This window comes from Xanthobacter wiegelii (genome assembly GCF_043193855.2).
GTDB lineage: Bacteria > Pseudomonadota > Alphaproteobacteria > Rhizobiales > Xanthobacteraceae > Xanthobacter > Xanthobacter flavus_A.
In genome coordinates, this window is sequence record NZ_CM195529.1 from 1,207,271 (window position 1) to 1,230,265 (window position 22,995).

Annotated in this window: 26 protein-coding genes; 9 read left to right on the forward strand and 17 right to left on the reverse strand. The window is 68.7% G+C overall.

Going from position 1 to position 22,995, the window contains the following annotated elements; translation table 11 throughout:
- Nucleotides 1-87 precede the first annotated feature (87 nt).
- Both V5F63_RS05505 and V5F63_RS05510 read left to right on the forward strand, forming a co-directional pair.
- The gene (locus V5F63_RS05505; protein WP_209488002.1) at nt 88-1,785 is read left to right on the forward strand and encodes a formate--tetrahydrofolate ligase; all 1,698 of its coding nucleotides are present in this window, start codon (nt 88-90) and stop codon (nt 1,783-1,785) included.
- Nucleotides 1,786-1,872: 87 nt separating this feature from the next.
- Entirely contained in the window at nt 1,873-3,045 is a 1,173-nt protein-coding gene (locus tag V5F63_RS05510; protein WP_209488003.1) for an acetyl-CoA acetyltransferase, read from the forward strand.
- 80 nt (nt 3,046-3,125) lie between these two features.
- On the opposite strand, the gene V5F63_RS05515 is transcribed toward V5F63_RS05510, so the two are convergent.
- Nucleotides 3,126-3,503, reverse strand: a complete 378-nt coding sequence (locus V5F63_RS05515) for a gamma-butyrobetaine hydroxylase family protein (RefSeq protein ID WP_394102490.1) — start codon at nt 3,501-3,503, stop codon at nt 3,126-3,128.
- Nucleotides 3,504-3,764: 261 nt separating this feature from the next.
- Between V5F63_RS05515 and moaA the strand changes: the two genes are divergently transcribed.
- Nucleotides 3,765-4,811 (forward strand): GTP 3',8-cyclase MoaA, encoded by a 1,047-nt coding sequence (gene moaA, locus V5F63_RS05520; protein WP_394102578.1) that lies wholly within the window; start codon nt 3,765-3,767, stop codon nt 4,809-4,811.
- Nucleotides 4,812-5,095: 284 nt separating this feature from the next.
- Entirely contained in the window at nt 5,096-6,127 is a 1,032-nt protein-coding gene (locus tag V5F63_RS05525; protein WP_209488005.1) for a DMT family transporter, read from the forward strand.
- A gap of 25 nt (nt 6,128-6,152) precedes the next feature.
- Here V5F63_RS05525 and V5F63_RS05530 read toward each other — a convergent pair whose 3' ends face one another.
- The 9 genes from V5F63_RS05530 to V5F63_RS05570 form a co-directional block, all read right to left on the reverse strand.
- Nucleotides 6,153-6,338: a hypothetical protein gene (locus V5F63_RS05530; RefSeq protein WP_209488006.1), complete on the reverse strand. Its 186-nt coding sequence runs from the start codon at nt 6,336-6,338 to the stop codon at nt 6,153-6,155.
- A gap of 125 nt (nt 6,339-6,463) precedes the next feature.
- Nucleotides 6,464-7,507, reverse strand: a complete 1,044-nt coding sequence (locus V5F63_RS05535) for a sulfate/molybdate ABC transporter ATP-binding protein (protein WP_209488007.1) — start codon at nt 7,505-7,507, stop codon at nt 6,464-6,466.
- A complete protein-coding gene (gene cysW, locus V5F63_RS05540) occupies nt 7,504-8,430 on the reverse strand; it encodes a sulfate ABC transporter permease subunit CysW (protein ID WP_394102491.1) in 927 nt (308 codons plus the stop codon). The genes V5F63_RS05535 and cysW overlap by 4 nt, the downstream gene beginning before the upstream one ends.
- On the reverse strand, nt 8,427-9,281 hold the full coding sequence (cysT, locus tag V5F63_RS05545) for a sulfate ABC transporter permease subunit CysT (RefSeq protein ID WP_394102492.1): 855 nt from the start codon (nt 9,279-9,281) through the stop codon (nt 8,427-8,429). Before cysT ends, cysW begins: the two co-directional genes overlap by 4 nt.
- A 111-nt stretch (nt 9,282-9,392) precedes the next feature.
- Nucleotides 9,393-10,409 carry a sulfate ABC transporter substrate-binding protein gene (locus V5F63_RS05550; protein ID WP_394102493.1) on the reverse strand — a complete coding sequence of 339 codons (1,017 nt, stop codon included), beginning with the start codon at nt 10,407-10,409 and terminating at the stop codon, nt 9,393-9,395.
- Nucleotides 10,410-10,523: 114 nt separating this feature from the next.
- Entirely contained in the window at nt 10,524-11,234 is a 711-nt protein-coding gene (locus tag V5F63_RS05555) for a phosphoadenylyl-sulfate reductase (RefSeq protein ID WP_394102494.1), read from the reverse strand.
- Nucleotides 11,235-11,240: 6 nt separating this feature from the next.
- The gene (locus tag V5F63_RS05560; RefSeq protein WP_394102495.1) at nt 11,241-11,753 is read right to left on the reverse strand and encodes a DUF934 domain-containing protein; all 513 of its coding nucleotides are present in this window, start codon (nt 11,751-11,753) and stop codon (nt 11,241-11,243) included.
- Nucleotides 11,740-13,392, reverse strand: coding sequence for a nitrite/sulfite reductase (locus tag V5F63_RS05565; protein ID WP_394102496.1), 1,653 nt, complete (start codon nt 13,390-13,392; stop codon nt 11,740-11,742). The genes V5F63_RS05560 and V5F63_RS05565 overlap by 14 nt, the downstream gene beginning before the upstream one ends.
- Before the next feature lie 53 nt (nt 13,393-13,445).
- A complete protein-coding gene (locus V5F63_RS05570) occupies nt 13,446-13,772 on the reverse strand; it encodes a DUF2849 domain-containing protein (protein WP_394102497.1) in 327 nt (108 codons plus the stop codon).
- A gap of 259 nt (nt 13,773-14,031) precedes the next feature.
- Between V5F63_RS05570 and V5F63_RS05575 the strand changes: the two genes are divergently transcribed.
- The 3 genes from V5F63_RS05575 to V5F63_RS05585 all read left to right on the forward strand — a co-directional run bounded on the left by V5F63_RS05575 (nt 14,032) and on the right by V5F63_RS05585 (nt 16,170).
- A complete protein-coding gene (locus tag V5F63_RS05575; RefSeq protein WP_209488015.1) occupies nt 14,032-14,826 on the forward strand; it encodes an enoyl-CoA hydratase/isomerase family protein in 795 nt (264 codons plus the stop codon).
- Nucleotides 14,827-14,908: 82 nt separating this feature from the next.
- Nucleotides 14,909-15,481, forward strand: a complete 573-nt coding sequence (locus tag V5F63_RS05580) for a DUF1214 domain-containing protein (RefSeq protein ID WP_209488016.1) — start codon at nt 14,909-14,911, stop codon at nt 15,479-15,481.
- A complete protein-coding gene (locus V5F63_RS05585; protein WP_348634324.1) occupies nt 15,478-16,170 on the forward strand; it encodes a DUF1254 domain-containing protein in 693 nt (230 codons plus the stop codon). The genes V5F63_RS05580 and V5F63_RS05585 overlap by 4 nt, the downstream gene beginning before the upstream one ends.
- A gap of 17 nt (nt 16,171-16,187) precedes the next feature.
- On the opposite strand, the gene V5F63_RS05590 is transcribed toward V5F63_RS05585, so the two are convergent.
- From V5F63_RS05590 to V5F63_RS05605, 4 genes are all read right to left on the reverse strand, one after another.
- Nucleotides 16,188-16,385: a hypothetical protein gene (locus tag V5F63_RS05590; RefSeq protein ID WP_394102498.1), complete on the reverse strand. Its 198-nt coding sequence runs from the start codon at nt 16,383-16,385 to the stop codon at nt 16,188-16,190.
- A 129-nt stretch (nt 16,386-16,514) separates the two neighbouring features.
- The gene (locus V5F63_RS05595) at nt 16,515-16,856 is read right to left on the reverse strand and encodes a DUF1491 family protein (protein WP_394029917.1); all 342 of its coding nucleotides are present in this window, start codon (nt 16,854-16,856) and stop codon (nt 16,515-16,517) included.
- 14 nt (nt 16,857-16,870) lie between these two features.
- Nucleotides 16,871-17,560: a peptidoglycan-binding domain-containing protein gene (locus tag V5F63_RS05600; protein ID WP_394102499.1), complete on the reverse strand. Its 690-nt coding sequence runs from the start codon at nt 17,558-17,560 to the stop codon at nt 16,871-16,873.
- Nucleotides 17,557-19,035: a sensor histidine kinase gene (locus tag V5F63_RS05605; RefSeq protein ID WP_394102500.1), complete on the reverse strand. Its 1,479-nt coding sequence runs from the start codon at nt 19,033-19,035 to the stop codon at nt 17,557-17,559. Before V5F63_RS05605 ends, V5F63_RS05600 begins: the two co-directional genes overlap by 4 nt.
- Before the next feature lie 260 nt (nt 19,036-19,295).
- Here V5F63_RS05605 and V5F63_RS05610 point away from each other — a divergent pair, with 260 nt between their 5' ends.
- A complete protein-coding gene (locus tag V5F63_RS05610) occupies nt 19,296-19,784 on the forward strand; it encodes a DUF5330 domain-containing protein (RefSeq protein WP_394029914.1) in 489 nt (162 codons plus the stop codon).
- Between the two features lie 167 nt (nt 19,785-19,951).
- Nucleotides 19,952-20,374, forward strand: coding sequence for a SufE family protein (locus V5F63_RS05615; RefSeq protein ID WP_209488022.1), 423 nt, complete (start codon nt 19,952-19,954; stop codon nt 20,372-20,374).
- A 26-nt stretch (nt 20,375-20,400) separates the two neighbouring features.
- Here the strand turns inward: V5F63_RS05615 and V5F63_RS05620 are convergent, their stop codons facing one another.
- The 3 genes from V5F63_RS05620 to V5F63_RS05630 all read right to left on the reverse strand — a co-directional run bounded on the left by V5F63_RS05620 (nt 20,401) and on the right by V5F63_RS05630 (nt 22,847).
- Nucleotides 20,401-20,841, reverse strand: a complete 441-nt coding sequence (locus tag V5F63_RS05620; protein ID WP_394102501.1) for a DUF3775 domain-containing protein — start codon at nt 20,839-20,841, stop codon at nt 20,401-20,403.
- Between the two features lie 71 nt (nt 20,842-20,912).
- Nucleotides 20,913-21,467, reverse strand: coding sequence for a hypothetical protein (locus V5F63_RS05625; RefSeq protein WP_209488024.1), 555 nt, complete (start codon nt 21,465-21,467; stop codon nt 20,913-20,915).
- 327 nt (nt 21,468-21,794) lie between these two features.
- The gene (locus tag V5F63_RS05630) at nt 21,795-22,847 is read right to left on the reverse strand and encodes a GntR family transcriptional regulator (protein WP_394102502.1); all 1,053 of its coding nucleotides are present in this window, start codon (nt 22,845-22,847) and stop codon (nt 21,795-21,797) included.
- Nucleotides 22,848-22,995: the final 148 nt, after the last annotated feature.

Here is a 22,995-nt window from a genome sequence, read left to right on the forward strand (position 1 = left end):
GAGCCGGGGCAGCGCAATTTTGCCCGGTCCGCGCTTTTCAGCCGCGGGCCGAGCCGCTAGGGTCGGCGCCCGTCCGGGGACCCTTCCATGCATGACAGAAGCGCTCGACCGCTCGATCCCACATCCGATGCGGCCATCGCCGCGAGCGTCACGCCGTTACCCATAGAAGAGGTGGCGGCCCGTCTCGGCATTCCGGCGGACGCGCTCTATCGCTACGGCCCGCACAAGGGGAAGATCAGCCTCGATTTCGTGGCCGAGGCCGAATCGCGGACGCGCGGGCAATTGGTGCTCGTCACCGCCATCAACCCGACGCCGGCGGGCGAGGGCAAGACCACCACCACCATCGGCCTCGGCGATGCGCTCTCGCAGCTCGGCGTCAGCACCGCCGTTTGCCTGCGCGAGCCCTCTCTCGGCCCGGTGTTCGGCGCCAAGGGCGGTGCCACCGGCGGTGGGCGGGCGCAGATCATCCCCATGCAGGACATCAACCTGCATTTCACCGGCGATCTTCACGCCATCACCGCCGCGCACAATTTGCTTTCGGCGCTGATCGACAACCACATCCACTGGGGCAATGCCCTCGATCTCGACGCCCGGCGCATCAGCTGGCGGCGGGTGATGGACCTGAACGACCGGGCGCTGCGCCAGATCACCATCGGTCTCGGCGGCCCGGCCAACGGCTATCCCCGAGAGGACGGCTTCGACATCACGGTGGCGAGCGAGGTGATGGCCATCCTGTGCCTCGCCGACAGCCTCTCCGATCTCGAAGCCCGGCTCTCGCGCATGATCATCGGCCAGACCCGCGGCCGCCGCATGGTGCGGGCGGAGGAACTGGGCGGCGTCGGCTCCATGGTGGCGCTGCTGAAGGACGCCTTCCAGCCGAATCTCGTGCAGACACTGGAAGGCACGCCCGCCTTCGTCCATGGCGGCCCCTTCGCCAACATCGCCCACGGCTGCAATTCGGTGATGGCGACGCGCACCGCGCTCGGCCTTGCCGACGTGGTGGTGACCGAAGCCGGCTTCGGCGCCGACCTCGGCGCGGAGAAGTTCCTCGACATCAAGTGCCGCCAGGCCGGCCTCGTGCCCTCGGCCGCGGTGGTGGTCGCGACCGTGCGTGCGCTCAAGATGCACGGCGGCGTGGCGCTCAAGGAACTCGGCTCGCCGGACCCGGCAGCGGTGACGCTCGGCTGCGGCAACCTCCGGCGCCATGTGGAAAACCTCCGGAAGTTCGGCCTGCCTGTGGTGGTCGCGCTGAACCATTTCACCGGCGACACGATCGAGGAACTGGAGGCGGTGCGCGCGGCCCTCGCTCACGAGGGCGTCGATGTCATCCCCTGCGGCCACTGGGCCAGGGGCGGGGAGGGCGCGCTCGATCTCGCCCGCGCCGTCCGCGACCTGCTCGCGCGCCGTCCGAAGTTCGAGTTCCTCTATCCCTCCGCGCTTCCGCTGAAGGACAAGATCGAGACCATCGCCCGCGAGATCTATCGCGCGGAGCGGGTGGATTTCTCCTCCACCGCGACGGCGAAGCTCAAGGAATACGAGCTGGCTGGCTTCGGCGACCTGCCCGTGTGCATGGCGAAGACGCAGTATTCCTTCTCCGCCGATCCCACCGCGCGCAACGCGCCCACCGGTCACACTTTGCCCATCCGCGAGGTGCGCCTGTCGGCCGGTGCGGGCTTCGTGGTGGCGCTCGCCGGCGACATCATGACCATGCCGGGCCTGCCCTCCGCGCCGGCCGCGCAGGACATCTTCGTCATGCCGGACGGCTTCATCGCCGGCCTGTCGTGATCCGGCCTCGGCGGTAGCGCCAAGGGCCGCGAATACCTATCTGAAGACCAGCAAAACCAGAGCGGTGTCACGCCGCGGGAGACGAACATGGACAGCAAGGCCGCCATCGTGGGCTGGGCGCATTCGCCCTTCGGCAAGCTCGAGGACGCGGACACCGAAGCCCTGATGGGCCGCGTGGCCGGCGCCGCCATCGAGCATGCGGGCCTCTCCCCGCAGGATGTGGATTCGATCCATGTGGGCGTGTTCAACGCCGGCTTCCAGAAGCAGGATTTCCAGGGCGCCATGCCTGCGCTCTCGGTGCCGGAACTGACCCATGTGCCGGCCGTCCGCGTCGAGAACGCCTGCGCGACCGGCTCGGCCGCCATCCATTCCGCGCTCAATTATATCGAGAGCGGGCAGGGCCGCATCGCCCTCGTGGTCGGCGCCGAGAAGATGACGGCGAAGCCCACCGCCGAGGTCGGCGACATCCTGCTCAATGCCTCCTACCGCAAGGAAGAGGCGGATATCGAGGGTGGCTTTGCCGGCGTGTTCGGCCGCATCGCGCAGACCTATTTCCAGCGCTACGGCGACCGCTCCGAGGAACTCGCCCGCATCGCCGCCAAGAACCACAAGAACGGCGTTTCCAATCCCTATGCGCAGATGCGCAAGGATTTCGGCTTCGAGTTCTGCAACACCATCTCGGAGAAGAACCCCTACGTCGCCGGCCCGCTGCGCCGCACCGACTGCTCGCTGGTCTCCGACGGCGCGGCAGCGCTGGTGATCGCGTCAGCGGACGTCGCGGAGACGCTCGGCCGCGCCGTCGCCTTCCGCGCCCGCGCCCATGTGAACGACATCATGCCCATGTCGCGCCGCGATCCCATCGCCTTCGAGGGCGCCCGCCGCGCCTGGGTCAAGGCGCTGGAGAAGGCCGGCCTGACGCTGGACGATCTGAGCCTCGTCGAGACCCACGACTGCTTCACCGTGGCCGAGCTGATCGAGTACGAGGCCATGGGCCTCGCCAAGCCCGGCGAAGGCTACAAGGTGGTGCGCGAGGGCATCACCGAAAAGACCGGCAAGCTGCCGGTGAACGCCTCGGGCGGCCTGAAGTCCAAGGGCCACCCCATCGGCGCCACCGGCGTCTCCATGCACGTCCTCTCCGCCATGCAGCTCATGGGCGAGGCCGGCGACATGCAGATCGAGGGCGCGAAGGTGGCCGGCGTCTTCAACATGGGCGGCGCGGCCGTGGCGAACTACGTGTCCATCCTTGAACGGGTGAAGTGAGGCGCAGCCTTTAGATCGGAAGATCGAGCGGGCGGCCCATCGGCCGCCCGTTGTCATTCAGTGGCGACTCGAATGGCCGCTCAGCCGCGCGAAAGCCCCTGCGCTTCCAGCGCCTTGAGATAGGCGCCGAACTTCTCCTCCTGATTGACGCCGTAGCTGTAGAGCAGGTCCCAGGTGTAGAGGCCGGTGCCGTGGCCATCGTCGAAGATCAGGCGGACGGCGTAATTGCCCACCGGCTCCACCTGCACGATGCGCACCTGGCGCTTGCCGGGCACGGTGATCTTCTCCTCCGGCTGGTGTCCCTGCACCTCGGCGGAGGGGCTCTCGACGCGCAGATATTCGGCGGGGAGGGAGAATTTCGCCCCGTCCTCGAAGGTGACCGAGAGCGTGTGGCGGTCGTCGATGACGCGCAGCTCGGTGGGCCAGGGGGCGGCGGCGGGGGCAGACGCGGGAGCCATCGGGCGATGTCCTTTTTCGATCGGGCGAGAGGCCGAGCCACTTGATTTCACACGGCATCGTGTTCAGCTGGCGGCCCTATCCATCTCACTCCTGCATACGATATATAAGACGAGCGTCGTAGCCCGCCGTCTGCCGCATCTGCAGCGCGGGATTTGTTCAAGACCGGCACAAGTCGGCGGCAGCATAAGGCGCGGGAGACGCGAGGATGCTGCGGAAGCGGCCGGTTCGGGAGTGGTGTGGTGACTGATCTGCCCAGAGATGTGCCGAGGGATCTGATCGACCGTCCGGGTGCCGCCGCCGCGCAGCAGGCCGGCCCGCTGGTGGACACCTTCGGCCGCGCCGTCACCTATCTCCGCGTCTCCGTCACGGATCGCTGCGACTTCCGCTGCGTCTATTGCATGTCCGAGCACATGACCTTCCTGCCCAAGCAGGATCTCCTGTCGCTCGAAGAGCTGGACCGCCTGTGCAGCGCCTTCGTGCTGCGCGGCGTGCGCAAGCTGCGCCTCACGGGCGGCGAGCCTCTGGTGCGGCGGGACGTGATGACCCTGTTCCGCAGCCTCTCCCGCCACATCGAAAGCGGCAAGCTGGACGAGCTCACCGTCACCACCAACGGCTCCCAACTGGCCCGCTACGCGGCCGACCTCGCGGCCTGCGGGGTGAAGCGCATCAACGTCTCCATCGACACGCTGGACCCGGTGAAGTTCCGCGCCATCACCCGCTGGGGCGAGCTCGCCCGCGTGCTGGAGGGCGTGAAGGCAGCGCAGGCGGCCGGCATCAAGGTGAAGATCAATGCCGTCGCGCTCAAGGACGTGAACGAGCACGAGATCGGCGCCATGATGGAATGGGCGCACGGCGAAGGCCACGACCTCTCCCTCATCGAGGTGATGCCCCTCGGCGAGGTGGGCGAGGAGCGGGTGGATCAGTATCTGCCGCTCTCCGCCGTGCGCGAGCAGCTTTCCGAACGCTTCACCCTCACCGATATCGCCTATCGCACCGGCGGACCGGCGCGGTATGTGGAGGTGAAGGAGACCGGCGGGCGGCTCGGCTTCATCACGCCGCTGACGCACAATTTCTGCGAGGGTTGCAACCGGGTGCGCGTCACCTGCACCGGCACCCTCTACATGTGCCTCGGCCAGGAGGACGTCGCCGACCTGCGCGCGCCGCTCCGCGCCTCCGCGGACGACGCGCTGCTCCACCGTGCCATCGACGACGCCATTTTCCGCAAGCCCAAGGGCCATGACTTCGTCATTGACCGCAAGACCCGCCAGCCGGCGGTCGGGCGGCACATGAGCACCACCGGCGGCTGACGCGGGGCGGCAGGCGACCCCAAGTCGAGGCGAAGAGATTGCGGCGAAGAGGTGGCGGCGCCATGCCGCATGCGGGGGGCTCGCCCGCCAGCCTCGGCGCAAAGCGCAGGGCGTCTTTACCGGAAATCAGGTACATCTGGCCGACAAGATCAATCAACGGCCTGAAGCCGGTTTTGGCGGCACGCCAGCCGCCCGATATCTACGAGGTTTGACGTGACACTGCCCCGGGATCGCGCCGGCGCCACTGCCCGTTTCCTTCGCCTGTGCGGCGCGGGAGCAACGGCATGAGCATCCAGGCTGCCGCCCAGCGCCCCGTCGCCCATCGGCCGCTGTCGGCGGTGAAGGGCCTCATCGCCATGGTGGGCTCCATGGCGCTCTTCATCACCAACGACACCTTCATGAAGCTGGCGCTGCGCGAGGTGCCCCTCAGCGAGGGTCTTGGCCTGCGCACCGTCATGGTGAGCTTCCTGTTCTTGGGGCTGATCGTGGCCTCGGGTGATATCCTCGCGCTGCGCTACGCGTTCCGGCGCAGCGTACTCGTGCGCTCCTCGCTCGATACCGTCACCACCTTCCTCTACGTCGCCGCGCTGGCCGCGATGCCCATTGCGTCCACCACCACCATCTATATGGCGACCCCGCTCATCACGACGGCGCTCGCCGTGCCGCTCCTCGGCGAGAAGGTGGGCTGGCGCAGCTGGTCGGCCATCATCGTCGGCTTCTGCGGGGCGGTCATCGTGACCCGGCCGGACCCCGCCACTTTCAGTCTCATCGCCCTGCTGCCACTCATGGCCGCCTTCACCGGCGCCGCGCGCGACATCTCCACCCGCAGCATCGGGCCGGAAATTCCCGGGTCGGTGGTCGGCCTCACCGGCTCAGTGGTCTTCTGCCTCGCTGCCGCGCTGCTCGCGCCGTTCGAGCGCTGGACGATGCCGTCGACCACGGTTGTCGCCTATCTCGTCGCGTCCGCCGTTGCGTTCGGCGGTGGCACGCTTTTGCTGGTATTCGCCTTCCGCAGCGCACCCATCGCCTCGCTTTCGCCCATGCGCTATTTGCTGGTGTTCGGGGCGCTCATCTCCGGCTACTTCGTGTTCGGCGACCTGCCGGACGCCTGGACCAGCATCGGCATGGCGCTCGTTGTCGGCGCCGGCCTCTACGCCATCCAGCGCGAGCATGCGAAGAGCCGCGCGGCGCGTCGGGCGGCGCGTGAGGCGCCCAAGGCCGGTGCCGTCACCCTTGCGGCAGGCTCCCTTTCTCCCGGCTCCCTCGCCAAGGGAACCTGCCAGCCGGCTGCCGCCTGCGCCCCCGCGCGGGACTGAAAACGGATCAGGAAGACGGCGCGTGTCAGCCGCGCGGGCGGTATTCGCCCGTGGCGGGGTCGCGCTCCAGCGGCACCGTCTTGAGGTCGCCAGCCTCCGCCTTGCGGCGACGATCCAGAGCCTCGTTGACCCGTTTCGTCTCGGACGAGATCAGCTTGGCAAGCGCCGCGGCGCCGATGGCACCCAGGGCAACGATGACGAACGGCGGCACGGCGGGAAACTCCGGTCAGCGGGGCGCGACAGCGCGCCCGGTCACGGCGCAGGTCAGCACGCCGCGATGGCGAAAACGTGCCATAGCGCCCGGGCGTTCCTTGCAGCTTTCCTTGCAGCGCTCCCTCAGGCGGCGAACACCTTGTAGCGGCGGGGCTTGAGGCCCACCTGCGTGCCCGGCGCGAGGTCCTGGCCGTGGGGCACCGCCGCTTCCACGATCACCGGGCCGGTGCTGCCGCTCAGCTCCACGTCGGCGCGGCGGGTGGGGCCGAAGGTGCGAACCGACAGCACCTTGCCGGAGATCGCGGTCGAAGACGGATCGGCCAGATCCACATCGTGTGGCCGGGCGAGGATGCGGGCCGGCCCGTCGGCCACGCCCTGCGGATCGAGCCCCAGCGGACGGCCGCCAAGATAAAGCGCGCCGCCCTTCACCTCGCCGGGCAGTGCGATGGTCTCGCCGATGAAGTCGTGGACGAAGGCGGTGGCGGGATTGTCATAGACCTCGCCGGGAGAGCCCACCTGCTCGATCTTGCCGTGGCCCATCACCACCACGCGGTCGGCCAGCTCCAGCGCCTCTTCCTGATCGTGGGTGACGAGCACGGAGGTGACGGGCAACTCCTCGTGCAGGTGGCGCAGCCAGCGGCGCAGCTCCTTGCGCACCTTGGCGTCGAGCGCGCCGAACGGCTCGTCCAGCAGCAGCACCTTGGGGGAGATGGCGAGCGCACGGGCGAGCGCCACGCGCTGGCGCTGGCCGCCGGAGAGCTGGGCGGGGTAGCGCTCGGCCAGCCAGTCGATCTGCACCAAAGAGAGCAGCTCGTTGACCTTCTCGCGGATGGCGGCTTCCGGCAGCTTGCCCGCGCCACGGCGCACGCGCAGGCCGAAGGCCACGTTCTCGAACACGTTCATGTGCCGGAACAGAGCGTAATGCTGGAACACGAAGCCCACGTTGCGCTCGCGCACGGAGCGGGCGAGCGCATCCTCCCCGTCGAAGCGCACCTCGCCGGAATCCGGCCATTCGAGGCCGGCGATGATGCGCAGCAGCGTGGTCTTGCCCGAGCCCGAAGGGCCGAGCAAAGCGACGAGCTCGCCGGTGCGGATGGTGAGGCTCACATTGTCGAGCGCGGCAAAGGTCTTGAAGCGCTTGGTGACGCCGACGACGTCGATGGTCATCTGTCTTCCTCGGCGAGGCGGTGTTCGAGAATGGTCTTGGCGATCAGCGTGACGAGCGCCAGCAGCGCCAGCAGGGACGCCACCGCGAAGGAGGCGACGAACTGGTACTCGTTATAGAGGATCTCGATGTGCAGCGGCATGGTATCGGTGAGGCCGCGCACATGGCCCGAGACCACCGAAACGGCGCCGAACTCGCCCATGGCGCGCGCGTTGCAGAGCAGCACGCCGTAGAGCAGCGCCCATTTCACGTTGGGCAGCGTCACCCGGAAGAAGGTGGAGAGGCCTGAGGCGCCGAGGGAGATGGCCGCCTCCTCCTCCGCCGTGCCCTGCTCCTGCATCAGCGGGATCAGCTCGCGCGCGACGAAGGGGAAGGTGACGAAGATGGTGGCGAGCACGATGCCCGGCAGCGCGAAGATGATCTTGATGTCCCACGCCGCGAGGTACGCGGCGAACAGGCCCTGCGAGCCGAACAGCAGCACATAGATGAGGCCCGCCACCACCGGGGAAACGGAGAAGGGCAGGTCGATCAGGGTGATGAGCAGGCTTTTGCCGGGGAACTCGAACTTGGCGATGGACCAGGCCGCGACGAGGCCGAACAGCAGGTTCGCCACCACCGAGATGGCCGCGACGATGAGGGTGAGCTGGATGGCGGCGAGCGCGTCCGGCGAGACGAGCGCCGCCACATAGGCCTGCCAGCCGCGCTTCAGCGCCTCGTAGAACACCGTCACCAGCGGCATGCCGATGAACAGACCGAGGAAGGCGAGGGCGATCACCGTCAGGATGATGCGCACGCTCCGCGGCTCCGTCCGCACCGGGCGGCCGCGGTGCGCCGCATAGGCGTGCGACAGCTCCAGCGCGGAGGGCGGGCCCTCGCTGGCGCCATGGCCAATGGGATGGCCGGGCGTCTGGTCGAGGGCGTTCATCCGTGCTTGCTCCCGCGCAGCTCCGCCCAGCGCTGGAGGCGGTTGATGATGAGCAGCAGGACGAAGGAGGCCACCAGCATGACCGTCGCTATGGCGGTGGCGTCCGCATAACGGAACTCCTCCAGGCGGATGACGATCAGCAGCGGCGCGATCTCCGACACGCCCGGCAAGTTGCCGGCGATGAAGATGACGGAGCCGTATTCGCCCACCGCCCGCGCGAAGGCGAGGGCGAAGCCGGTGAGCAGCGCCGGCCACACCGAGGGCAGCACCACGCGGATGAGGGCCTGCGTGCGCGTGGCGCCGAGGCTCGCGGCGGCGTCCTCCAGTTCCTGGTCAAGGTCGGCGAGCACCGGCTGCACGGTGCGCACCACGAAGGGCAGCCCGATGAAGACGAGGGCGACGAGGATGCCCAGCGGCGTGAACGACACCTGGATGCCCAGCGGCGCCAGCAGCGAGCCGATCCAGCCGTTCTCCGCATAGAGCGAGGTCAGCGCGATGCCGGCCACCGCCGTGGGCAAGGCGAAGGGAATGTCGATGAGCGCGTCCACCACCTTCTTGCCGGGAAAGTCGTAGCGCACCAGCACCCACACCACGATGGCGCCGAACACCATGTTGATGAGTGCGGCACCGAAGGCGAGCCCGAACGACACCTGCAGCGCATGGAGCGTGCGCGTCGCCGTGACAATGGCGATGAAGCGCTCCAGCGACAGCTCGCTCGTCTTGATGAACAGCGCCGACAGCGGCAGCAGGACGATGAGCCCCAGCCACGTCAGCGTGAGGCCCAGCGTGAGGCCGAAGCCGGGGATCACGCTCGGCTGCCGGAAACGGAGGCGGGACGATGAGGCGCTCATGGAAGGCTTATAATCCGGCAACGCTTCTGCGTCGCTCGCTCGAATGGCCGCGGCCACCGCCGTCAGGAGCACTCCCGAAGGCGGCGGCCGCAGGGTGGATGGGCGGCAGGATCAGTTGCCGGTGATCTGGTCGAAGATGCCGCCATCGGAGAAGTGCGTCTTCTGCGCCTTCTGCCAGCCGCCGAAGACCTGATCGATGGTGAACAGGTCCACCTTCGCGAACTTGTCCTTGTATTTGGCGGCCACCTGCTCGTCGCGCGGGCGATAATAGTTCTTCGCCGCGATCTCCTGGCCGATCGGGGTGTAGAGGAACTTCAGATAGGCCTCCGAGATGGCCCGAGTGCCCTTCTTGTCCACCACCTTGTCGACGACCGTCACCGGCGGTTCGGCGAGGATGGAGACGGAGGGGGTGATGATGTCGAACTTGTCGGGGCCAAGCTCGTTCACCGAGAGATAGGCCTCGTTCTCCCAGGCGATGAGGACGTCGCCGATCTTGCGCTCGACGAAGGTGACGGTGGAGCCGCGGGCGCCCGTGTCGAGCACGGGCGCGTTCTTGAAGAGCGCCTTCACGAAGTCCTTGGCCTTGGCCTCGTCGCCGCCGCTCTTCTTCAGCGCGTAGCCCCAGGCCGCCAGATAGTTCCAGCGGGCGCCGCCGGAGGTCTTGGGATTGGGCGTGACGATCTTGATGCCGGGCTTCACCAGATCGTCCCAGTCCTTGATACCCTTGGGATTGCCCTTGCGCACGAGGAACACGATGGTGGACGTGTAGGGCGCGGAATTGTCTGGCAGCCGCTTCTGCCAGTCCTTGGCGAGGTAGCCCTTCTCGGCGATGGCATCGATGTCATAGGCGAGGGCGAGCGTCACCACGTCGGCCTCAAGGCCGTCGATGACCGAGCGTGCCTGCTTGCCGGAGCCGCCGTGGGACTGGTTGATCTTCACCGTGTCGCCGGGATGCGCCTTCGTCCACTCGGCGGCGAACGCCTTGTTCACGTTCGCATAGAGCTCGCGGGTGGGGTCGTAGGAGACGTTCAGTAGCGTGATGTCGGCTGCGGCGACGGCACCGGCCGAAAGTGCGAGCGCCGTGGCGGCAGCAAGGCCCGTGCGCAGGAACGTGCGGCGAGACGACATGGGAAGACCTCCGACGAGTGCGTTCGTCAACTAGAACAATCGTTCGATGTCGCGAACGACTGCACCCGCCTGACGACCGGTCAACCCTTATATAATAAATTCTATGGAATTAAGTCAAATGCCGTCGCCGAAATGGATGCCGCATTCGGTCTTGGCCTTGCCCCGCCAGCGGCCGGCACGCGGGTCCTCGCCCGGCTGGACCCGGGAGGTGCAGGGCATGCAGCCGATGGAGGCGAAGCCATGCTTTTCCAGCGGGTGGCGCGGCAGGCCGTGGGCATCCATGTAGCCGACGAGTTCGTCCCGGCCCATGGCGGCGAGGGGATTGAACTTCACCCGTTCCCCGTCCTGCTCCACCAGTGAGATGGCGGTGCGGGTTGATGCCTGGTAGCGCTTGCGGCCGTTGAACCACGCCCCAAAGGGGGCGAGGGCACGCGCCAGCGGCTCCACCTTGCGGAGGGCGCAGCAGGCATCCGCATTGTCTGACCACAGCCCCCGCTCCGGGTCGCGCGCGGCGAGGGCGGCGGGATCGGGCGAGAAGGTCTGCACATTGGTGAGGCCGAGGTGGTCGGCCAGCGTGTCGCGATAGGCCAGCGTCTCCTCGAACAGGTGGCCGGTGTCGAGGAAGAGGATCGGCGTTGCCTGATCCACCTGCGCGATCATGTGCAGCAGCACGGCCGATTCGGTGCCGAAGGACGACACGGCAGCGATGCGCCCGGGAAAGGCGGCAAGGCCGGCGGCGATCACGTCCAGCGGCGAGGCGTTCTCCAGCCGCGCGTTCAGCGCGTCGAGATCGAGGCGGGGAGCGGCCCGCTCAAGGGCGTTCATCTCAGGTCATCCCTCCACGGGCGCGAGGCCCGCATGGCCGGTGCGCGCGTCGCGGGCCGTGGCCCGCCCGTCGCCGGTCGGCTGGTAGAAGTGGGAATAGGTGGCGAGCGCCTTGCCGAAAGCCTCGGCATCGGCCGCCTTCTCGAAGGCGAAGGCGTCGAAGCCGGCGCGCGTCATCATCAGCGCCTGGTCGCGCAGCACGTTGCCCACCGCCCGCAGTTCGCCCTTGAAGCCGTAGCGCTCGCGCAGCAGGCGGGCCTGGCTGTAGGCGCGGCCGTCGCGGAACTTCGGAAAGGTCAGCGCCACCACGGAGAGGCGGGAGAGATAGGGCTTCAGCTCCGCCACGTCCTTGCTGTTGGGCCAAAGGACGCCGATCTCGTCGTTGCGCGCGACGAGGGCGTCGGCCTCCTTCAGGAAGCGCTCGGCGGAGACCAGCACCGGCCCGTCGGGCAGGGCCGCGTCATCGGCGACGGTGGTGAAGAGGTCCTCGGCGGGCGCGCCGTTCTTAACGAGGGGCATAGGCGCGCTCCTTGAAGGGGTCTGTGCCGAGCCGCTGGACCGCGGCGATGAAGGTTTCGGCGGGCGAGGTGCGCAGGTCGAGATAGGTCTCGACGAGGCGCTCGACTACGTCCACCACCTCACCCTCGGCCACGGCCGGGCCGATCAACTCGCCGATGCGGGCCTTGGAATTGCCCTTGCCGCCGAGGGTGATCTGGAAGAACTCCTCGTCCTTCTTCTCCACCCCGAGAATGCCGATGTGGCCCACATGGTGGTGGCCGCAGGCATTGATGCAGCCGGAAATGTTGAGGTGCAGCCGGCCGATGTCGGCGATGCGGGCATCGTCCGCGAACCGCTCGGTCAGCTTCTGCGCGACGGGAATGGAGCGCGCATTGGCCAGCGAGCAGTAATCGAGGCCGGGGCAGGCGATGATGTCGGAGATGAGCCCCACATTGGGGGTGGCGACGCCGATGGCTTTCAGCTTCGCCCACAGGGCCGGAAGGTCCTTCTGGCGCACATAGGGCAAGGTGAGGTTCTGCTCGTGGGCGACGCGGATCTCGCCATAGGCGTACTCGTCCGCGAGGTCGGCGATGGCGTCCATCTGGTCCGCCGTCGCGTCGCCGGGCGGCCCGCCCACGGGCTTCAGCGACAAAGTGACAATGGCATGGCCTTTCGCCTTGTGCGGGGCGACGGAATTGGCGTGCCAGCGGGCGAAGTCCGGATCAGACAGTGCTGCGGTCAGCGCCGCGGGGGCGTCGTCCAGCTCTTCCAGCGCGGGGTTGAGGAAGCGGTCGCGGATGGCGTCGAGCGCGGCCTTGTCCAGCTTCAGCGCGCCGTCGCGGATCTCGGCCCATTCGGCCTCGACCTTCTGCGCGAAGGCCTCGGCGCCCATTTCGTGCACCTGGATCTTGATGCGCGCCTTGTAGATGTTGTCGCGCCGGCCGCCGAGATTGTAGGTGCGCAGGATCGCTTCCAGATAGGAGAGCAAATCCTCCTCGGGCAGGAAGTCGCGGATGGTCTTGCCGATATAGGGCGAGCGGCCGAGCCCGCCGCCCACCATCACCTCGAAGCCGGTCTTGCCGTCGCGCTTGTGCAGGCGCAGGCCCACGTCGTGGACGCGGACGGCGGCTCGGTCGTGCTTGGCGGCGGTGATGGCGATCTTGAACTTGCGCGGAAGATAGGTGAATTCCGGGTGCAGCGTGGACCACTGGCGGATCACCTCGGCATAGAGGCGCGGGTCCTCCACCTCGTCGGCGGCGGCACCGGCCCACGGGTCGGTGGTGGTGTTGCGGATGCAGTTGCCGGAGGTCTGGATGCCGTGAATGCCCACCTCGGCGAGGTCGGCCATGGCGTCCGGCAACTCGGCGAGCTTGATCCAGTTGAACTGGATGTTCTGCCGCGTCGTGAAGTGCCCGTAGCCCCGGTCATACTTGCGCGCCACCGCCGCCAGCGCCCGCAACTGGCGGGCGGAGAGGGTGCCGTAGGGAATGCACACCCGCAGCATGTAGGCGTGGAGCTGGAGATAGACGCCGTTCATGAGGCGGAGCGGCTTGAACTCCTCCTCGTTCAACTCGCCCGCGAGGCGGCGTTCCACCTGATCGCGGAACTCAGTGACGCGCTCCTGAAGAAAGGCGCGATCGAACTCGTCATAGACATACATGATGGGGCTCGGGGCTCGATATCGGCAGAGGCGGAGGCAGCCGGTGGCTGGCCTCAGGCGGCGACGGAGGCGCCGGCCGGCAGCGCGACGGTGGGGCCGCCCGCGCGGATGCGCTCGCGCAGGTTTGCGGGCTCGATGGAACCATCCGCACCCAGCCGGACCGGGGCGGGATAGGCGCCGACGGCTGTGTTCTCGTCGCCATGGGCGATGTCGAGCAGGCGCAGCACCTCCTCGCTGGTGGCGCCGACGGCTGCCGCGCCGATGTGGTCCGTCCATCCGCCCGTGGCGCTCAGCCACACCACAGCTCCGTCGGCGAGACGGTTGGCGGTGACGACGGTGGGGCCGGCGATCTTCAGCTTGCGCTGCAAAGGCGAGGTCATGGCGGAGCTCCGTGCGCCCCTATTCCCAACTCACAGCGGGAGAGCGCTAATTATCCAGAAAACTTTTGTCTTAATCTAAATTACCGCGTTTTGATGCGCAATAGGGAAATAACCCACACACGACATTGTAAAATCGACTGAATTAGTAGACTTAAAAGGTAGCGTCGTCCGCCCCGCTTGCCGCGTGAGGATCCCTTTGGCAGCTTGGCGGCATGGCTGCGGTCCCGGCGGCCGGTCAAGAATCGCGCGAGGAACGTCCATGAGCCCCGAGAACAGCCCCGTCCGCCTCGACATCGCGGACGGGATCGCCCGCATCCGGTTCAACCGTCCGCACGTGTTGAATGCGCTGGACGAGGCATCCGTGCTGGCGCTCGCAGCGGCGGTGGACAAGGTGAGTCGGGACGAGACCGTGCGCGTCGTGGTGCTATCGGGGGAGGGGCGGGCCTTCCTCGCCGGCGGCGACGTGGCGCGGTTCCACGCGGCGGGGCCGGATGCGCCCAAGGTGGTGAGCGCCATCATCGAACCCTTTCACCATGCCATCCTTGCCCTTGCCGCCATGCCGGCGCCGGTGATCGCCAGCCTGCATGGCGCGGTGGCAGGGGCGGGGGTCTCGGTGGCGCTGGCGGCAGACCTCGCCATCGCCGCCGACGACATGAAGATGACGCTGGCCTACACCCGCATCGGCACCTCGCCGGACGGCTCCTCCACCTTTTCCCTGCCGCGCGTGGTGGGGCTGCGCAAGGCCATGGAGATCGCGCTCCTCTCCGATACCGTGGAGGCGGACGAGGCGCTGCGGCTCGGCCTCGTGAACAGGGTGGTGCCTGTCGCCGAACTCGCAGCCGAGACGGACAGGCTGGCGAAGCGCCTCGCCGAGGGGCCGACGCTGGCCTATGGCCGCATCAAGCACCTCTTGCGCTCGTCCTTCGGCCACAGCCTCTCCGAGCAGCTCAATGCCGAGCGCGACGCCTTCATCGCCAGCGCCCGCACCGAGGATTTCGCCGCCGGCGTGAAGGCCTTCGTGCAGAAGACGCCGCCGCGCTTCGAGGGCAAGTGAGCCCGGCAGGGCCATCCCGGCACCGGCTTTTGCCCGCGCCGGCTTTGTGGGCTAGATAGGAGCCGACAGCTTCGGACCTCCCGTGCGCCTCCTGCCGCTTGCCTTCACCCTCCTGATCGCCACCATCCTCGGGCTGGGCGTCACCTGGTTTTCCGTGACCCACTCGCGGGGGCTGGACAATGTGCGCGTGGGCGCCTGGGAAGGCTGGCCGAGATCCGGCACCTCCAAGGCCGATCCCTATGCCCGCGCCTCCGTCGCCCGCTCAGGCGAGCTTCCGCTGGAGCTGGCGGACGGGCTTCTCTTTCTCGCCTCGACGGATGATGCGGGAAACCCGCTGGACGGGCGGTGCGAGACGCGGATCGTCGGCGTGCTGCCGCAGGCCCGGCTGTGGACGCTCACCGTCACCGACCAGGACGGCAATCTCATTGCCAACGACGCAGGGCGCTTCGGCTTCACCAGCGCCGAGGTGGTCTATCGCGACAACGGCGCCATCGATGTGCGCCTGTCGCCCCGGGCGCGGACCGGCAACTGGCTGCCCACAGGCGCGCGGCCCCGGCTGAAGGTGGCGCTCCGGCTTTATGACGCGCCCTTCTCCTTCACCTCGGGCGCCGATGCCGCCGTGCTGCCCCGCATCACGCGGGAGGCCTGCCTGTGACAACCATCGACGACCTGCGCGGGGAAGCCTCCGAGGTCGCGGCGCGCGGCGGGCGGCTGCTGGGCCGGCTCTGGCGCAAGCTCTTCTCGCGCCTGCCGAAACCGCATATCGCGCGGCCCCGCTTCGTGCGGCCGCGCCTCGGCACGCCGGGGCAGCTACTGCTGTTCATCGCCTTTTCGGTGGTGCTGGGCGCCATCGCGCACATCGTTTCCATCCTCGCCATGCCGGCACTGGCCGAGCGCAACGCCTATGCGCGGCTCTCCGAGCTGATGGATTCGAATGTCCTGACGCTGCTGCCGGACCCGACGCCGCAGGAGCAGACCTTGCCGATGACGGACCCCGCCTTCATCTCCGCCATCTGCCTGTATGATCTGTCGCAGTCGCCGCTGAAGGTGCGCGTGCCGGCGACGGCGGATTACACCTCGGTGTCCTTCTACACCTCGGAGGCGCTCGCCTTCTACGCGCTGAGCGATCAGGCGGCCGGCAAGGTGATCGAGCTCGATCTCATGACCACCAAGCAGAAGGCGGCGCTGCCGGAGGACGAGGAAATCACCGCCGCCGACCGGCTGGTGATCGAATCCCCAACGCGGGAGGGGGTGGTCGCGGTGCGCGCCTTCGTGCGCGAGCGCGGCATGCGGGAAATCGTGCGGCGCCAGCTTGAGGCGGCGACCTGCACACCCTCGAACTGAGACGCTGGTTCAGGCGCCTAGTAGCTGCGGCGCGGCCGGAACAGGGCCTCGCCTTCGGGCGTCGGCCCCGGCAGCGCCGAGACATGGCGCTCAATGCGCACGACGGGAAGAATGACGATCTCCGCCCCTTCCGGCCGGCTGCCGCCGCGGTCCGGTCGGGATGTGCGCCGCGCCGGCTGGCGCGCTGCATCGGGAAACGCAATGACCGTGTTCATGCCCCTGAACCTCCGTCGAGAGCCGTGATCACAACGTCACTGTGGTCGTTATGGTTGCGTGAAGCTTAACGTTTGGTGAACCGGACGTTAACCGGGGAGAGGGGAGGCCTGATGCCCGCTCTCCCGATCCTACTCCACCAGGTCCAGGAAGTGCCGCCCCTGGCGGTCCTCGATCTCCAGAACGAAGATGTCCGGGTCGAACTTCGCCTCCCGGGCGATGCGCGCGTCGGCGTCCGCCTCGGGGCTGCCGGGTGCGACCAGCGTGGAGAATTTGCGGTCGGCCGGAAAAGACTCGTCGAAGGCAGTCTGTGGCGCCGGGCCATAGAGGGCGGCGGTGCCGTCGAGGCGGGCCACCTTCACGAAGACGGCGCCGGCCTCCTCGGCCCCCTTGCGCACCAGGGCCGCGAAGGCGCCCTCCACCTGGCAGCGGCGGATGAGGGCGGAGACGAAGATTGCGCTCTTGAGACGCATTCAGCCGCGCGCCATCAGTTCAAGGCCATGCCGGAGACCGCGCCCAGCTCGCGCACCAGCTTGTCGGTGATCTCGCCGTCCGCGGCAATGCCGCGATCGCGCTGGAAACGCACGATGGCGGCGCGCGTCTCACCGCCCGGCCGCCCGTCCACCTTGAGGGGACCGTAGCCGAGCTTCGCCAGCGCCTTCTGCACGGAGAGGATGCGCGGGGAGGCGCCCACGTCCGCCGGCGGGCGCACCGCGCCGGTGATGTCGCCGGCCGAGACGAGGCCGGCCGGCGGGCGGTTCGGCGGCGCCTCGCTGCGCGCGTTGGCGGTGCGCGCGCCCGTCGCCGGCACCAGCGGGGCGGCCGTGCCCGTCACCGACGTGCGGATGGAGAGGTAGCCCAGCGAGCCGGTGGTGGCTCCGCCGGTCGCCGGCGCGGAGGTCGTGGCCGTCCCGGTGCCGGTGGAGGTCAAGGGAACGGTGGTGTGGTTGATCTTGCCGGCCCCGGCCGGGCGCGCCATGGGCAGGGGCGCGCCGGGGCGGGGTGTCTGCAGGATGAGCGCGTTGGCAAGAAAGGCGCCGCTTCCCGCGAGCGCCACCAGCGCGGCCACCACGTCGAGGCGGCGCAGCCGGCGCGCCTGCCGCGCGGCCTCGTCTGCCTCCGCCGCCTCGGCGAGTTCCGGCGGCGCTGCGCTTGCGGTGGCGGTTTCCAGCTTCATGCCGACCTCTTTGAACGTGTGTCGTCCATGCGCGCCGGAAACGGCGCGATGTTGATTCCCTGTCCCGGCTCGCGGGTCTCGACGGCGCCGGAGATCGGCAGGCTCACCGACACGCTGGTGCCCCGGCCGAGCGCGCTTTCCACCCGCACGTCCCCGTCGTGCAGCTTCACGAGGCCCTTCACCACGGCAATGCCCAGTCCCGAGCCGCGCGCGCGCTGGATGCAGTCGCCCGCCTGGAAGAAGGGCTCGCCGAGCCGCGCCACGTCCTCCGGGCGCATGCCGGGACCGGTGTCGCGCACGCGGATGATGAGTTCGTCGCCCTGCACGCGCACGCCCACCTGCACCCGCCCACCGGCCGGGGTGAATTTCACCGCGTTGGAGAGCAGGTTGAGCAAGATCTGGCGCAGCGCGCGCTTGTCGGCATCGAGCAGGGGCAGGCGCGCGGGCAGCTTGCTCTTCACGCTCACCCCGGTGCGCTCGGCATCGAGCGCCACCATCTCGGCGCAGCCGGCGACGAGGGCGCCCACGTCCACCGCTTCGCGCTCCAGCACATAGGCGCCCGCCTCCACCCGCGACAGGTCGAGGATGTCGTTGACGAGACCGAGCAGGTGCTGGCCGCTCTCATGGATGATGCGGGCGTAGTCGGCCTTGCGCGCATCGTCGAGGGGGGCGCCGGTCTGTGTCGCCAGCAGTTCGGAAAAGCCGAGGATGGCGTTGAGCGGTGTGCGCAGCTCGTGGCTCATGGCGGCGAGGAAGCGGCTCTTGGCGGCGTTGGCGGCCTCCGCCTCGGCGCGGGCGCGGGCGGCGGCGTCGGCCTTCTGGCGCTCCGCCTTCATCTGCTCGGTCTGGGCCTGCTGCCAGGGCGCCCGCCAGGAGACGCGCACGACACCGCCCCGCATGGCGCGGCAGCGCGCCTCGGCGGTGAGGAAGGCGGGCGCGCCGTCGCCGACCGCGTCGCAGCGCAGGCGCAGCTCCAGCGTCGCCGGCCGCCCGCGCGAGGCGGCTTCGACGGCGGAGAGGAACGCGGGACGGTCGGCCACAAGAACCCGCTCGAACAGGGCCATGCCCTCCAGCGCGGCGGCCGCCGTGGCGGTGAAGGGGCCGCCCTGCCGCTCGACCCGCACCACCTCGCCGCGCGGGCCGTGGCAGGTGACGAGCAGCATGTCCGAGGGCGGCGCGGCGCTGGCCTTGGTGGCGGCGCGGGCGAGGCCGCCGGCCACCGCCGCGAGGGCGGCGCAGACGAAGCCGCTAGCGAGGAGAGGGGTGGCGTTGAGGAGGCCGCCGGTGGCGAGGCCGGAGGCTTCCGCGAGCAGCACCAGTCCGCCCGAGCCGAGGCCGAGGATACCGAGGCCGCTCAGCACGGCGCCGGTGAGGCGGCCCAGCCCGGCAAGGCGCGGCAACGCCTCCCGGTCGCCGCCGTCGCGGGCCGGGATGGGCCGCGCACCGGCCGCTGCATCGCCGAAGACGTGAGCCACGTCGCCCCCTGTCAAGTGCCGTTGTTCGCGGTCGCGGATCGACGCCCCGCCATCGCGTTTCGCAAAACCTTGCCACGGCGGGCTTTAAGCGAACGCTAAGCCGGCGCCGATCCACCGCCATCAGCGTTAACGATGTCTTGAAAAGTCGGGGCATGTCGCCCCGCCGGCGGCGCACGGAGGGGTGCGGGAGTGGTAATGTCCAAGGGCGCGAATTCAGCTTCGCCGCTGTTTGGGGTTCGCCCATTCTGCAAGAGGGAGCGATGTTCTTCCTGTTCCGCCTCGCCTTCTGGATCGGCCTCGTGCTGCTGCTCCTTCCGTTCGGCCTCAAGGGCTCCGACGGGCGGGACGTGAGCGTGTTCGACGCCTTCGGCGCCGCCCAGGCGCTCGTGGCGGACATGCGGGGCTTCTGTGATCGCCAGCCGCAGGCCTGCGCGGTGGGCGGCCAGATGGCCGGCCATCTCGTGGAGAAGGCGCAGGTGGGAGCACGCTGGGTGTACGAATCTCTCGGCCGCCAGGACGGCGTGCCGCCCCAGCCCGTTTCCGGAGCCGCGCCGGCCCTGCCGGGCAAGGACCCGGCGGAGAAGGGCAGCGCGCTCGATCTCACGCCGCAGGATCTTCTGCCGCTGTGGGGTGGGGGCGATGCCGCCAAGCTCGTGGTGCCGCATGGCTTCCAGCCCGTTTCCGGCCAGCCGCCCCAGACCATGACCCCCACGCAGCCCCCGCCGCTGCCGCCCCGTCGCCCGGCCTGACGTCTCGCCCCACCCCATTTCCCCCGCGCGCTTGCGCTCCGCGGATCCGGTGCCATCTTCAGGCTGTGGATTTGGCGGGCATTGCTTGCCGGCTGTGCTATGCTGCAGCGCAAGGACAGGCGGCCCCGATTTTTGCCGGCCGTCACGGGTGACGAGGAATTGGCCTCATGATTGCTGATGATCTGATCGCGGATTTTGAATTTCTCGACAATTGGGAAGACCGCTACCGGCATGTGATCGAGCTTGGCAAGAAGCTGCCGCCGTTCCCCGAGGCCGAGCGCAACGACACCAACAAGGTGCAGGGCTGCGCCAGCCAAGTGTGGCTCATCTCCCATGTGAAGCAGACCCCCGCCGGCCCTCTGCTGGAGTTCGAGGGCGATTCCGACGCGCATATCGTGCGCGGCCTCGTGGCGGTGCTGCTCACCCTGGTCTCCGGGCGCACGCCCAAGGAGATCATGGAGACCGATATTCTGGGCGTGTTCCGCCAGATCGGTCTCGAGGGGCATCTCACGCCGCAGCGCTCCAATGGGCTGCGGTCCATGGTGGAGCGCATCCGGGGACACGCCCGAAACGCGCTCGCCGCCGCCTGATCGCGTGCCTCTCCCGCCGGCCGGCGTCAGAGCCGGCCGAACTCCACGTTGGCGCAGGAATAGCCGAGGCGGGTGAGGCCCTCTTCCAGATAGTCGCCCATCAGCGGCATGCCCATCAGGTAGCGCGCGGCCGAGACGTCGCGGCTGGCGGCCGCTTCGGCGCGCAGGGCATTCCAGGTGGAAATGTCCTCGTCGCCGCGCCCCAGCCAGGCGAGGGTGACGAGATCGATCTGCTGGTCCTCGTTGAGCGCGGCGATGGCGCCGGCGAGTTCCTGGTCCACCGGATCGTCCGGGTGGTCCTCAAGCACCTCCAGCATGCCGTCGTCCGGCCCATCCGAGCCGGGATCTGGATCCGTCACCGCATCCTTCGCATCGCGGGCGCGAGCTTTGACGATGATGTAGCAGACGGTCTCGGGCGAGATGCTGAGTGTGACGAGATTGTCGTCGGGGGTCGGGTCGGGCGCCATGGGCGGTCCTCCTCGGGCGTGGGTATCCCAGAGGAAATCGCCGGCCGCCCAACCGGTTCCGTTTCGCGCCCTCAGGCGTCCGCGCGCACGCTGATGGTTGCGGCCGCGAGGCGTTGGTAGAGCCGGCGCTGCCCGGCGAGGGGCCACCAGTCGTAGAGGAAGATTTCCATGGGTCGCCACAGCGCCACCCAGCCGAGGATCAGCAGGCCCTCGGCGGCGAGGCTGGCGAGGTTTTCCAGCCGCGGCTCGGCGATGAGGCCGGCGATGCCAAGGCACAGCGCCAATACCAGGATGCCGATGGCGAGCGAGACGCGGCCAACCCGGAACAGCTCCGACAACTCCGCCGAGAGCGCCCGCGCCCTCAGTGTGAAATAGCCGCGGATGGCATCGGGAAGGCCCGCCGCCTCGCTGGTCAGCGCCTCATCGGGCGTCAGATGGACCACGATGGAGATCGGCGCGCCGCGTGGCAGCTCGCGCGCCCACTCCACGATGAAGGCTTCCGCCTCCGCGTCGAGGTCGCGTTCCCGGAAGGGGAACGGGTCCAGCATATTGAAGAGCTGCGGGACCCGCTCGACGCGGATCTCGATTGTGGAGTCTGCGGGATCAAGCCCGGTGACTGGGGTCACGGTAAAGAGGTCGCGCCTCAGCGATGGGTGCGGCGAGCGCGCACGCGTACCGGAACCAGCTGCCTCTGCTTGGCGGCGAGCTGCGCGAGCGCAACCGCTGCAAGGCCAGCGAGAACAACTGCGGAACCGGCAACGAGGGACAACATCTGATCCTCCACCACCACGCCGAACATCCCGATTGCCACAAATTTCCGAGAGGAAGGGAGCAACCGATGCGCCGGCGAATAATGCAATCTTAACCGGGTTCGCGCGCTTCGCCACCCGTCCTGATCAAGAAATGTTCCGTTTTGGCGCGATCGGAAGACCTATCACGCCGAATTGCGAGCCTCAGAGCGGCGAAAGATAAGGCAGCGGGCCGGGACAGAATTCCCGCCGCACCCGGTCGAGCCGCTCCACCGCCCGGCCGAAAGACCCGCGCAGGTGATTGCGTAGCGCATCCGCGGCGCCCTCTATATCCGCCGCCGCGAGGCGCTCGGCCACGTCGAGATGCTCGGCGATGAAGGGCTCGCGGCCGTGCGGCTGGGGCGCGCGCGCATAAAGGAAGGTGAGAGCCACCAGCAGCGTCTGGCAGGTGGCCAGCGCCTCCATCAGCGTGGCATTGCCGCAGCGGCCGAGCAGGCCGACGTGCAGCTCGGTTTCCAATATGCCAAGGCGGGCGCCGTCCACCGTATCGGGGTGGGCGGCGGCATCGCGCAGATTGGCCCTCAGCGTCGCCACCTGCCCGGGGGCGAGGCGCGGAAAGGCGAGGCGCAATGCCCCAGGCTCCAGGATGGCGCGCATCTCGAACAGCTCCGCCACATAGGCGGGCGTCAGTGCCGGGGCATACCAGTGAAGCCGCGTGTCCTTGCGCACGACACCGCGTTCGTTGAGACGCGAGAGCACCTCGCGGGCGACCGTGCGGCTCACGCCGTAATAGGCGGCGAGGTGGTTCTCCACCACGCGGAAGGCACCGAGCGCGGTGCGCGAGACCACCTCCTGCTCCACGTCCGCATAGATGCGCTGCCAGGTTGATTCGGGCGCGAGCTGGATCGTCGCTCCGTCGCTTATGGTCTTCGCCGACACGACGGGCGGGGGACCCGCCAGGGGCAGCACCTCAAAGCCGTGGCCGTCACTGCGGCTGACGAGCCCCACCCGCTCGAGCCGCGCCAACGCCTGCCGGGCCGGTGCGCGGGAGATGCCGAAGCGCTCGGCGACGCGGGATTCGAGCAGCCGCTCCCCGGGCGCGAGCGCCCCCGAGGCGATCTGCGAGGCGAGAATGTCGAAGGCGCGTTCGTGCAGGCGCGGGGCGATGCCGGCCACCGGGCGCGGCCGCCGACCGGCTGGGGATACCTGTTCCCCGGCCGCGATGGCGGCTTTGATTGTCCCGTCCCGTCCGCTCACGCGCCTCGTCCGTCTGTCAGCCGCACGGCCAGCCCTTCCGGCAACGTGCCCCATGTGCGGACAAATGCCAAGTTAACCAGTGGGTTACATCTGGCCTGCCGGCGGCACAGATGCCTGATCGAACGGGGTACGACAGGACGTTTGCACC